Raw genomic sequence first — 10,421 nt, forward strand, 5'->3', positions numbered from 1 at the left:
TATAAATACTCAGAAAACCAAAAGACTGAAACTATTGCTCACAACGGTTTCGTATAACCGTCAGTTGCGGGTTAAGTTAGTTGTTTTTTCCTTTATTCACTAGCGTTAGCAATTCCGAGTGGATTCGGACGTAGTCGAATCCGCCGTAATTGCGGTTATACTTTGTTAGCAAATGTTTTAATCTATAAAATTTATATCAATCGCAGAATCTGATAAAACATACTTCCAAACGGGAGCGAAAGTCAAAATAATGAGAACTACACAAAGTATTATTCCAATTATTCCAATTCGATTTCTTTTTTGCAATGACTTTATTCCAAGTAAGATTCCAGTTAACCCAATTCCAATTCCTATAATCTTGTCTAATGTTTCGATCTTAAACATTCTCAGATCTAATTCATTTATATTTCTTGTTTTCATAAATTCAGTCTCGAATAATGTCGCAATTTTTACATTAATCCAAATAATAAATATTATTCCAACTAAAGCCACAATAATCGAGATAATTCCATTCTTCATTTGTAGAAATTTTTGCTAACGGTTTCGTATAACCGTCAGTTGCGGTTTAAATTAGTTAATTATTTTTTTTGTTCACTAGCGTTAGCAATTCTGAGTGGATTCGGACGTAGTCGAATCCGCCGTAATTGCGGTTATACATTGTTGGGCATAGTTATTTTTTAATTTCATTCCCGCTTTTGTCATAATCAATTCTCGTTTTTAAAAATCCATCATTGTCATAAATCAATAGTCTTTTAATATTTCCATTTTGATAATATTCTTTAATTTCTCCAGTCGCGAAACCATTTTTAAAATTTCCATAAAATCTCATTTTTCCATTAGAGAAGAAATCCTTTTGTTCTCCATTCAGAGTGGAAACACATTTCTTAAATATAGCGCGAGATTCTTTCCTCAATTTTTTTAATTCTGATTCACTAAGATCTTTCTTAAATGAAGGTGGTAAAGGTTTTATATATTCGTAAATCGAAGGGGTAAGCAAGGTGTCTTTTGATTTTTTTAAAGAAATTTCAATTGTCAGTTTTTCGTTAGTTTCTTCAGAGATCAGTTTGTAAATTCCATATTTTGGGACTTTTATAATTGGATTGTCAAGATTTGAAATTCCATATTCGATTTCTCCTTTTTTCAGCGAGTAAAAAACAGCTTTTTCAATTGAGTCGTTACAAGAATTTTTTAAATATAATTGATATTCAATCTCTTGTGGATATAGATTAAATGAAGCAAGAAGTATTATTATAGTCGCGATTCTCATAATTATGCCCAACGTATTTCTATAACTGTTGTTACGGGATTAAAGTTACGTATTTTGTATAATAACTAGCATTAGTAATTACCGAGTGGATTCGGACGAAGTCGAATCCGCCGTAATTGCGGTTATGCATTGTTAGGCATTGGCTTTTATTTTTCATAATTAGCATCTTCTCTTAATACCAAGTCCATTTCTAACTGACTAAGCCAAAATCCGTCACTTTCCATAGCCTCTGAATCGGCATTTTTTAAGTCCAACTTTAATTTTTCGAATTGTTCGTCCGTAAAATCAGAATCGAGAAACGCATCTTCTCCATTTTCCGTTTGTACTCTTTTTACAAAATTCCGATATGCTATTAAACATTTAGCCATAGCAGAAAGATCAGAATTAAAAGGTTGTGAACTGAAATAATCTTCGTGGTCGAGATATTCTATTCGGTCATTATTTCTTGTATTTATGACAATTGGGTTTCCGTCATTACAAGAGCCAATTATTATATATTTTTCAAATTCAGGTTCTAAAAAGTCATAAATAGTAGTCAGTTTTTGAATACTATCATAAACATCATTTGAATCTTTCGAAAAAGATAAAAAAGGTGCGGCACTTTCTGGTAATCCTGATTTTACAAGGAATTCAATTGAACTTTCCGAAAGTCCTAGTCCATTCAGTTTTTCCTGACTGATTGAATTGAGATTATTCTCATCCAAAGTCCATATGTTTTTAAATTCCTCAGGTTTCATATTTCAGCTTGTGCCTAACGGTTACGGCTAAGAGTAGTTGTGTGGGTTAGCACTTAACTTTACAAGTACACACCAAACTGAAAATCCGCGAGGATTTTCAGAAGTAGGCGAGAACAAGCAATTACTTATAGCCATTGTTGTAAGGCGTTTTTAATCTATATTCCAATATACATCTCTCATAACCTCTGGGTCATCAGTTCCTGCTAAATCTTCTAGCCATTTACTAGAATCATAACCATAATCCGATTCATAATGGTCGTATGTAGTTACATATTCAGGTTCCGAGTTTTCATATCTTTCGTACATTTCATCAATCTTTCCATAAAATCTAATATTTAAATCCTTTAAGATAACACCGCTTTTTCTGCAAAATTCAGGTTCTTTATCCATTCCTTCATAAATATTTTCTCCAGCTTCATAATATTCTGGTAAAATAAATGAACCTTCGAGTATGTGTATTTCATTTAAGTCCAAAGTTGTCAAACCTTTCAACCAATTTGCTGAAATAAATGTGGCTTTTTCTTCTCCAATGTCCAAGCCGATAGTTGTCCTATTATTTCTCGTAAATTGAAAAACCTTTTTTATTTCCTTAAATTTCTTTAAGTGTTTATTGTTTTTTATTCTCAATTCACTAATTGGACTATCCATAATGATATTGAAAGACTTAACAATTTTAGATTCCCCTTTTTGAAAATTTTTTCCACTAAACATTTTGTCACCTACTTGAAAAAAAATTGGCTGAAAGTATGAACCAATCAAAATTTCAACTTCATTTATTTCAACTCCAGTATTATTGTAAACGAATTTTGGACTCACAAATAGAGGTTTATCAATATTCTCTAATTTGAATCCTACTTTTTGTTTTCCTTTCCAAATTATAGTAAAAACATCTATGATTTTTCTAAATTCCATTCTTAATTCAGGTTTTCTGGTAAATGACTTACAACGGTTTCGGCTATGAGTAGTTGATTTGTTTAGCACTCAACTTTGTAAGTACACACCAAACTGAAAATCCGCGAGGATTTTCAGAAGCAGGTGAGAACAAGTAATTACTTATAGCCATTGTTAGCATACGTTATTTTTATAGTTTTTTTAGAAGTACATAATCATTGTCAAAATCTTCCACTTTTAAAATTCGTTTCGGATTGCAAGAACTTTCATGATAAGCGATTTCAGGGTTTCCATAATTTACTTTTGTTCGATTAAAACAACCTTGCTTTTTTAGAACTACATAAATATTTCCGCTTTTTAAATCGTCATTAGATAGTTCTATACCACAATTGAAAGGTATTGTTTTTGAATGAGCAAAATCGTTGCCATAATCAGCATAATTTCCAAGATAAGAACCATAATCTTTCCATCTCCTAAATTTATATCCAAGTGTTCCTAAAAGTTTCAATTCTCCATTATCCATTTGATAAACTAAAATTGGTGGTAAAGAAGGATTATTATTTTCGGAAGTTACTGAAACTCTTGTCATAATATGACTATTTCCTCTTTTTGCATCTCTCAAAAAATATTGATTACCATAATCGTCAAAAGACCAGCGTTTTCCTTTCCAAATTTTGTCAAATCTCAACGATAAATCTCCATATTTTACTCTTGTAGTAGGTTTTAAAACTTTATATCCAAGTGCTTTTTTTCTTTCCGCCTCAATTTTTCTTTGTTCAATTGTTCTTTCGATTTTGGCTATTTCTTTTGAAGCAACTGTTGCATCATTAGTTCCTTTATAATTATCTACAATTCCTTGAAATTCAGTTTTAGCTCCAGACAGATTATTTTCTGCAAGAAGTTTTTTTGCTCTAATAAATCTGTTTTCTGCAGTATTCTTTATTTTAGTCAATTCAGACGAACATTTATTCAATTCCGCTTTTGTCTGTTCCAGTTTTGTTTTTAATTCGGATAACCGCTTTTTGGTTTCTCCGTCTGAACAACTGAATATTAATATTGCTCCAAAAGTAAGTGCGAGTAAATTTCTTTTCATTCTGTGGGTGGTTTGTAATAACTGTAAATCTATTACGAAAAATTTAATATTAATTATGGTTTTCCGTAATGTATGCTAACGGTCTCAGCTAAGGAATCGTTGCGTTAGTTTTAGCGTTTAGTTAATAAATATACTTAAACATTTGGTCATAAGCGGTAATTTCCCAACGGGAAATTACATTAGCAATGTTTTTTAGCTATTGTTGTGTTTAGTTTTATTTTTCCGAATATTTTGTGTTGTACTTTTCAAGTAAATCTTTCAGGCTTACGTTAATTTTATTTGATTTAGTATATTTTTCTTCTTTCGAAACAAATGAATACATAATAGTATAATACTCAATTTTTATTGAATCCGTAATTGATACTATTTCACTTTCTTTCTTTAATAAACTGTCAATTTCTTTGTAATCTATATCTCGATATGATTTCTTTACTTTGCTATGAAAAAAGTCTGTTTTTTTTAATAAATCTTGATGATAGGATTCCTCAATAATATCATTATAAGTTTTCTCAATTTCAAATGATTCGAAAGGATTTATACTTGTGAATCCTAAACCTGTTCCACAATCAAAACTATTGTAATAATCAAATCCGTAAGCAGGAAATAAGTTCTTTCTGATATAAGCAAAAAATAAAGTGTCGTTTACATTTTGAAAATATTTTTCATCTCTATAGTTCAGGAAGTAACTCGGTATTATTGAGTTATTTTTAAATTTGAAAAGATATTTGTTATTGTTTTTCTTTTCAATTGTTAATTCACAAGAGTAATTCTGTTTATTCCCCCAAGAATTAGGTTGGATAATAATTTTAGAAGTATAATATCCTCTAAAAATATACAAATCGATAAGAATCAGTCCCAATAATGTTAGTAGTTGAACTGTCAGGATTTTTATGATTGGTTTTTTAAAGAATAATTTTTGTTCTCTCTTGTTCTTTTTCATATTTAATTAAACTCTAAAAAATCTTTATGTTCGGTTTTTTAATTAAACACAACGTATTTGTGTATGATTTTTTTGCGGGAAAAGGACGCGAGTCGTTTTCCGTTGTTGTGGAAAGATAATTAATAAGATTGAATTTCTGGTGAAGAAATTCAGCCGCAATTAATTATACGCCTTGTTGTAAACTGTTAATTCTTTATTCTTTTCAATTCAGTTAATCGAGTTTTGTACATTTTAATGATCATTTCCGGATTCCAATTGTCATCTTCAGTTTTTCCATGTCCGAGTGATATTAATGAAATTAACTTCCCTTTTTCTATATAGAATTCACAATTCCAACTCATTTGTGCGAAATGATTTTTCGGCATGAAATTCTCAGTCTCTTTTGCATAAATTAATTCTCCGTTTCTCTCAAAGTAGATTTCTTGAAAGAATATTTCTTTTTCATGAGACTCAATAGTTATTATTCTGTTTCCGTTTTCAAGTTCACAAATATTCCAAAACTCTTTTTTGTCATTAAAGTCAGATACAGTTTGAACTCCTTCAAAACAGTTCACGGAGTTTTGATTGAATTCTTTATCGATTTCTAATCGTTTTTTTTCTTCTTCTTTACTTTTTAATTGAGAATTACAACTTAAAGTTCCTAAAGTAAAAATTAGAAATAATAATATCTTTTTCATAATTGTTTACAACGTGTTTGTATAAGATTAGTTGCGTGTTTAAGCACCTAATTTAGCAAATACAAACCGAATAGAAAATCCGCGAGGATTTTCGTAAGTAAGTTTGCACTAGCAATTAATTTTATACGGTGTTGGCAAATCGTTTTTTATTTTTCAGCTTTACGTTGCTCTTTTTCTTCAACTGCCCATTTTCTTATTTTTTCGTTCAAATCTCGAAAACCTATTCCGCCAAGTAGCATTCCAATTGGCATTCCAATTATAGTTCTCCAAAACTCTTTAGGATTCCGTTTGTAGTCAGGTAAATAAGCCCAATACAGGAAAATCCCGAAAAGTATTACTAAAACAGTTATTATTATATATTTCATTTTTTCTGAATATTCTGTTATTCAATTCCGGTTTTGTTATAGTTCAGATTCGATAAATTCCTCAATCCCGAATTTTGTAGCGCGTAAAACATCCATAATATTATCAACGCTTTTATATTCTTTATCCTTATGATATTTATTTGATAAATCGATTGCCTTTTTTAATTCGACAAGTGATTTCGACTTTGGATTCATTTCCGAGATTAATTTAATTGACTTTTCAGCAATCTTCTGCAATTCAGTCATTGTATAATCCGTAAATTCTCGTTTTCTATCTATTTGATTTAGAAAATCAGTTAATTTTTCTTCTATAGCCATAGTTTCTGTCAAATGTTTGCCAACGGTCTCGGCTAAGGTTAGTACGGGATTAAATTAGCATTCAATTTCGGATTAAGCGATTAACCAAAGCTTTTAATTTTGTTTTAATTTTTCATTTTTAAAGCCAAATCAAAAGATTTGGCGAACTTTATAAAAATACACTAACTTTTGGGTCAAACACCAAAACCCGTATTAATTTTAGCCATTGTTGTGCTTAGTTTATTCAACAGAACAAATTACATAAACATCTTTATTTTCGTTCTGAGTTAGTTTGTCATGAAAAAAGCTCAATACTTTTCTGTCTTCTTCTTTTGCTTGTTTATCAGAAAAACTGTCCGAAGTAGAATATTTTAGAACATTTTCAATACTTCTTTTAATCTTTGAGACTTCATAAAGATAGACTGTTCTGTCGTCATATGACCTACCGTCCACCGCAGCCAAGATATTTGCCAATTTTATGAAGTAACAATCAGCTTCATATGTATAATACTCCCATCTATTAGCGTGTTGTTCAAATTCTGAAAAAATATAACCTCCCCATTTAAAAGAACATCCGTCATTACCGTTGTTGAAATAATTTTTTTCTACCACAGGTAATTTGGCCTCAAACACTTGTAAGGATGGTAATTCACCGATAATCATATTTTCGGCTTTTTTGATAAAGTTAAAACTGAGGTAAGCTCCCATATTTATTTTATTTAATTAAGCACAACGGCTTCGTATAACCCGTCAGTTATCGGGCTAATTTAGCCAAAAGTTTTCAGTTATTTACTAGCTTAAGCAATTCTGAGTGGATTCGGACGAAGTCGAATCCGCCGTAATTGCGGTTATACATTGTTGTACACAGTACTTTTATTTCCATTTTGCTATTAATTCTGTAATTCCTTTTTCAATTCCGTTGTAATATTCTCCGTTTTTGAATTCAGGTATAATAGTTCGGTCAATTACATTCTTACAGATTTCGTCAGTCAGTATTTTTTCAGTTCCATAACCCGTCGAAATTCTTATTTTTTTCAAGTTTTTACTGAAGACAATTGTCAGTCCGTTATCTTTTTCCTTTTGTCCAACTCCGTTGTAATTCGATAAGTCAATTGCGAATTGGTCAAAGTCAGTATATTTTCCGATTGAGTCTATTGAAACTACAGCAATTTGATTAGTGGTTTCTTTCTCAAAATCGCGAATTATTAGAGTCAATTTTTCTAACTGTTCAGGTGTAAAAATGAATTCATAATCATTTACTTCTCGCTTCAGTTTAGGTAAATCACTTTCTCCTAAATCGAATTCCGTAAACTCAACTTTTGGTGCTTCAGAACGCGGTTCGGATTCGTTAACATGTTTTGATTTACAACCATAAATGGTTAAAAAAGCAAGTAATATTATTTGAAATATGAGTTTCATTTGTATTGTGTACAACGGTTTCGTATAACCCGTCAGTTATCGGGCTAATTTAGCCAAAAGTTTTAAGTTATTAACTAGCTTAAGCAATTCTGAGTGGATTCGGACGTAGTCGAATCCGCCGTAATTGCGGTTATACATTGTTGTGGTGCGTATTTTTTATTTAATTTCTTTTTTTGCTGGAGGAGGTAGCTTTAAATGGTCTTTATTAGTTAACCATATTTTAATATCAGTATTATTCGTTATTCCATAATATTTGTCAGTCAATTTGTCTAAATGGTGAAGTAGTCTTTTAAATTTATTTTTCTTGTCATAAGAAATAGAAACAATTAGTTTTTTTGAATTTTCACTAAACATTGGATTTACTCCATTATTTTTAATATCCTTTCTTAAAACGCTTTCTAAACTGTCTAATGGGAAGAAGTTTTTTTTATTTTTAAAAATCGTATCATTATGAATTTCAAATACATTTTTTGATTTGATAATTTTATAAGAATCCTTTTCCCAGCAAGGATTGTGTAAATAGATGGTTCTAATCTCATTACCTGTTTTTAACGTTATTTTTGGAACGCTGTCATTACAAACAATCTTTGATGCTCGTTCAGCTAAATCAAACCAATTATCAAACTGTTTAGGGTTTAATTCAACACCAAGTCTCTGATTTTCTGTTTTCCAATTTCCAAAATCCCTTTGAATTACGATTGTTTCTTTTTCAATTGGCTGTTGTTCTTTTTTTTCATTCTTCCCGCATCCATTAAGAATTAGAATTAGGATTGTTGTTAATGATATTTTAAGTGTATTTTTCATTTTATTATTTTTTACATATGCACCACAACGGTTAGGTGTATGGCTTCGTTGCGTGTTTCAGCAACTAATTTAGAAAAAAAACAAAGGTAATAATTCAGCGCGAGGATTTTCCGAAAGGAAAATCAGAAGCAATGAATTATACACGTTGTTGCCCACTGGCTTTATTTATTTTCTTTATAACAGTCGTAACATTCAGGCTTAATCATTGATGTTGATTCAAACTCTCCACAACTATGACAAACGTTTTCTTCATATTCAGTATTTTCAAATTGAGACCAGGTGGCAAAACAATCCCAACAATAAGGTTTTTCAACATCATACTCAATACGTTCTTCGCATCTTATACAGTAACCACGTTTAGGTTTCGCTTTTTTATTCGTTCCGTTTGATGTTTTGTTTTTAGGCTGGAATAACTTTCTTTTTGTTTTTGATAATTGAATTATTTCTGATGATTGAATAATTGAAAGAGTTTCATTTACAGCATTCTCAAATAAATTTTTGTCATTATTTCGAGTTACATAAACTCCCATTTCACGATTGTTTTTTTCCGAAAACTCATACATATTCATGGATGTGATAACCATTTCTTGTTCATTAAAATAGCATTTGGCGTGTAAATTCTCAAAGTATAGTAATTCCAAATTTTTTAATTCAGCAAGTGAGTTTTTCTCATTAGGTTTCAACTCATCTTTTCCATAAATTATTTTAATTGAAACATTTCTTTTTGATGCATCTAATAATCTTTCATAAAATGTTTTCGAAATTTGTAAATATGGTGAAACCAATATCAGTTTTTTCTTTGCTCCAGTTATTATCTTTTCAATATGATATGAAGTTCCGTTTGTTGTTAAAAATTCTGCCATTTTCTTTGTTGGTTGATGTTTTGTTTAGCTTGTGGGCAACGGCTTCGGCTATGAGTAGTTGCGTGGTTTAGTAATTAACTTTGCAAGTACACACCAAACTGAAAATCCACGAGGATTTTCAGAAGTAGGCGAGAACAAGCAATTACTTATAGCCATTGTTGTGGTTAGTGTTTTATCGTTATTTACTTAATTTTAATATTCTAAATGCTCCTTGAATTACCAAAACAAAAACGATTGTTCCGATAATCAAATCAGGTTTGCTTGAACTCAACCAATTTACTAAAAGTCCAGCTATAATTACTCCCAAATTGATAATCACATCGTTTGAAGTGAAAATCATACTCGCTTTCATATGAGCTTCTTCTTTGCTCTTTGACTTTTGCAAAATGTAAAGACAAATTCCGTTTGCAATAAGTGCAAAAATCGAAACGATAATCATTGTCGAAAAGTCAGGAATTTTCTCGTCTCCGAAAAATCTCCTTAAAACTTCCACAAATCCAATAATCGCAAGTGTTATTTGAAAATATCCAGCAAGTTTTGCAATCTGTTTTTTTCTTGTCAGAGTTCCGCCAACAGCAAACAAACTAATTCCGTAAACAAAACTGTCAGCAAGCATATCCAAACTATCAGCAACTAATCCCATTGATTTTGAGATTATTCCAGTCGTCATTTCGATTAGGAAAAAGGCGAAATTTATTCCGAGTACAGTCCAGAGTAGTTTTTTTTGGTTTGAGTTTTCGTTAAATTCCGTTTGGTCGGTTTGTTCGGTCGAGATTTTCTTTCCGCCTAAATTCAATTCGAGAACGGATTTTTCGATTTGGTCAATTTCTCCGCTGTGAAAAACAGTCAGTTTTCGGTTGGGAATGTCAAAGTCCAAATTCACAATACTCGAGATTCCATCCAATTTCATTCGGATTAGATTTTCCTCTGAAGGACAATCCATTTTTGTAATCTCAAATATCGTTTTGTTCATTCAATTTCTCGGTTTTTGGACATTAACCACAACGGTTTCGTATAACCGTCAGTTGCGGATTAAATTAGTTATTATTTTCTTTTGTTCACTAGCAT

General features: G+C 30.8%; 14 protein-coding genes. All 14 read right to left on the reverse strand.

What is annotated here, in order from left to right; translation table 11 throughout:
* Nucleotides 1–177: 177 nt before the first annotated feature.
* Nucleotides 178–519 carry a hypothetical protein gene (locus ACFQ1U_RS00205; protein WP_386104087.1) on the reverse strand — a complete coding sequence of 114 codons (342 nt, stop codon included), beginning with the start codon at nucleotides 517–519 and terminating at the stop codon, nucleotides 178–180.
* 151 nt (nucleotides 520–670) lie between these two features.
* Nucleotides 671–1,267, reverse strand: coding sequence for a toxin-antitoxin system YwqK family antitoxin (locus ACFQ1U_RS00210; protein ID WP_386104089.1), 597 nt, complete (start codon nucleotides 1,265–1,267; stop codon nucleotides 671–673).
* A 146-nt stretch (nucleotides 1,268–1,413) separates the two neighbouring features.
* Nucleotides 1,414–2,004 carry an SUKH-4 family immunity protein gene (locus ACFQ1U_RS00215; RefSeq protein ID WP_386104091.1) on the reverse strand — a complete coding sequence of 197 codons (591 nt, stop codon included), beginning with the start codon at nucleotides 2,002–2,004 and terminating at the stop codon, nucleotides 1,414–1,416.
* A gap of 150 nt (nucleotides 2,005–2,154) precedes the next feature.
* Complete coding sequence (locus ACFQ1U_RS00220) at nucleotides 2,155–2,916, reverse strand: hypothetical protein (RefSeq protein WP_386104093.1); 762 nt, start codon at nucleotides 2,914–2,916, stop codon at nucleotides 2,155–2,157.
* Nucleotides 2,917–3,085: 169 nt separating this feature from the next.
* On the reverse strand, nucleotides 3,086–3,988 hold the full coding sequence (locus tag ACFQ1U_RS00225; protein ID WP_386104095.1) for a hypothetical protein: 903 nt from the start codon (nucleotides 3,986–3,988) through the stop codon (nucleotides 3,086–3,088).
* 214 nt (nucleotides 3,989–4,202) lie between these two features.
* Complete coding sequence (locus tag ACFQ1U_RS00230; protein ID WP_386104097.1) at nucleotides 4,203–4,928, reverse strand: hypothetical protein; 726 nt, start codon at nucleotides 4,926–4,928, stop codon at nucleotides 4,203–4,205.
* Nucleotides 4,929–5,113: 185 nt separating this feature from the next.
* Nucleotides 5,114–5,605: a hypothetical protein gene (locus ACFQ1U_RS00235; RefSeq protein WP_386104099.1), complete on the reverse strand. Its 492-nt coding sequence runs from the start codon at nucleotides 5,603–5,605 to the stop codon at nucleotides 5,114–5,116.
* 146 nt (nucleotides 5,606–5,751) lie between these two features.
* A complete protein-coding gene (locus tag ACFQ1U_RS00240; RefSeq protein ID WP_386104101.1) occupies nucleotides 5,752–5,970 on the reverse strand; it encodes a hypothetical protein in 219 nt (72 codons plus the stop codon).
* 36 nt (nucleotides 5,971–6,006) lie between these two features.
* On the reverse strand, nucleotides 6,007–6,288 hold the full coding sequence (locus ACFQ1U_RS00245) for a hypothetical protein (RefSeq protein WP_386104103.1): 282 nt from the start codon (nucleotides 6,286–6,288) through the stop codon (nucleotides 6,007–6,009).
* A 219-nt stretch (nucleotides 6,289–6,507) separates the two neighbouring features.
* On the reverse strand, nucleotides 6,508–6,930 hold the full coding sequence (locus tag ACFQ1U_RS00250; RefSeq protein ID WP_386104107.1) for a hypothetical protein: 423 nt from the start codon (nucleotides 6,928–6,930) through the stop codon (nucleotides 6,508–6,510).
* Between the two features lie 210 nt (nucleotides 6,931–7,140).
* On the reverse strand, nucleotides 7,141–7,686 hold the full coding sequence (locus ACFQ1U_RS00255; RefSeq protein ID WP_386104109.1) for a TPM domain-containing protein: 546 nt from the start codon (nucleotides 7,684–7,686) through the stop codon (nucleotides 7,141–7,143).
* Between the two features lie 156 nt (nucleotides 7,687–7,842).
* Nucleotides 7,843–8,490, reverse strand: coding sequence for a hypothetical protein (locus ACFQ1U_RS00260; protein ID WP_386104111.1), 648 nt, complete (start codon nucleotides 8,488–8,490; stop codon nucleotides 7,843–7,845).
* Nucleotides 8,491–8,651: 161 nt separating this feature from the next.
* Complete coding sequence (locus ACFQ1U_RS00265) at nucleotides 8,652–9,353, reverse strand: phospholipase D family protein (RefSeq protein ID WP_386104113.1); 702 nt, start codon at nucleotides 9,351–9,353, stop codon at nucleotides 8,652–8,654.
* Nucleotides 9,354–9,531: 178 nt separating this feature from the next.
* Nucleotides 9,532–10,326: a cation transporter gene (locus ACFQ1U_RS00270; RefSeq protein WP_386104115.1), complete on the reverse strand. Its 795-nt coding sequence runs from the start codon at nucleotides 10,324–10,326 to the stop codon at nucleotides 9,532–9,534.
* Nucleotides 10,327–10,421: the final 95 nt, after the last annotated feature.

The sequence above is a fragment of the Tenacibaculum geojense genome, assembly GCF_042676005.1.
Taxonomy (GTDB): Bacteria; Bacteroidota; Bacteroidia; order Flavobacteriales; family Flavobacteriaceae; genus Polaribacter; species Polaribacter geojense.

Coding starts and splice junctions, on each gene's coding strand:
- ACFQ1U_RS00235 (WP_386104099.1), bottom strand. CDS start 5,605: ATGAAAAAGATATTATTATTTCTAATTTTTACTTTAGGAACTTTAAGT.
- ACFQ1U_RS00260 (WP_386104111.1), bottom strand. CDS start 8,490: ATGAAAAATACACTTAAAATATCATTAACAACAATCCTAATTCTAATT.
- ACFQ1U_RS00220 (WP_386104093.1), bottom strand. CDS start 2,916: ATGGAATTTAGAAAAATCATAGATGTTTTTACTATAATTTGGAAAGGA.
- ACFQ1U_RS00205 (WP_386104087.1), bottom strand. CDS start 519: ATGAAGAATGGAATTATCTCGATTATTGTGGCTTTAGTTGGAATAATA.
- ACFQ1U_RS00210 (WP_386104089.1), bottom strand. CDS start 1,267: ATGAGAATCGCGACTATAATAATACTTCTTGCTTCATTTAATCTATAT.
- ACFQ1U_RS00265 (WP_386104113.1), bottom strand. CDS start 9,353: ATGGCAGAATTTTTAACAACAAACGGAACTTCATATCATATTGAAAAG.
- ACFQ1U_RS00255 (WP_386104109.1), bottom strand. CDS start 7,686: ATGAAACTCATATTTCAAATAATATTACTTGCTTTTTTAACCATTTAT.
- ACFQ1U_RS00230 (WP_386104097.1), bottom strand. CDS start 4,928: ATGAAAAAGAACAAGAGAGAACAAAAATTATTCTTTAAAAAACCAATC.
- ACFQ1U_RS00240 (WP_386104101.1), bottom strand. CDS start 5,970: ATGAAATATATAATAATAACTGTTTTAGTAATACTTTTCGGGATTTTC.
- ACFQ1U_RS00215 (WP_386104091.1), bottom strand. CDS start 2,004: ATGAAACCTGAGGAATTTAAAAACATATGGACTTTGGATGAGAATAAT.
- ACFQ1U_RS00245 (WP_386104103.1), bottom strand. CDS start 6,288: ATGGCTATAGAAGAAAAATTAACTGATTTTCTAAATCAAATAGATAGA.
- ACFQ1U_RS00225 (WP_386104095.1), bottom strand. CDS start 3,988: ATGAAAAGAAATTTACTCGCACTTACTTTTGGAGCAATATTAATATTC.
- ACFQ1U_RS00250 (WP_386104107.1), bottom strand. CDS start 6,930: ATGATTATCGGTGAATTACCATCCTTACAAGTGTTTGAGGCCAAATTA.
- ACFQ1U_RS00270 (WP_386104115.1), bottom strand. CDS start 10,326: ATGAACAAAACGATATTTGAGATTACAAAAATGGATTGTCCTTCAGAG.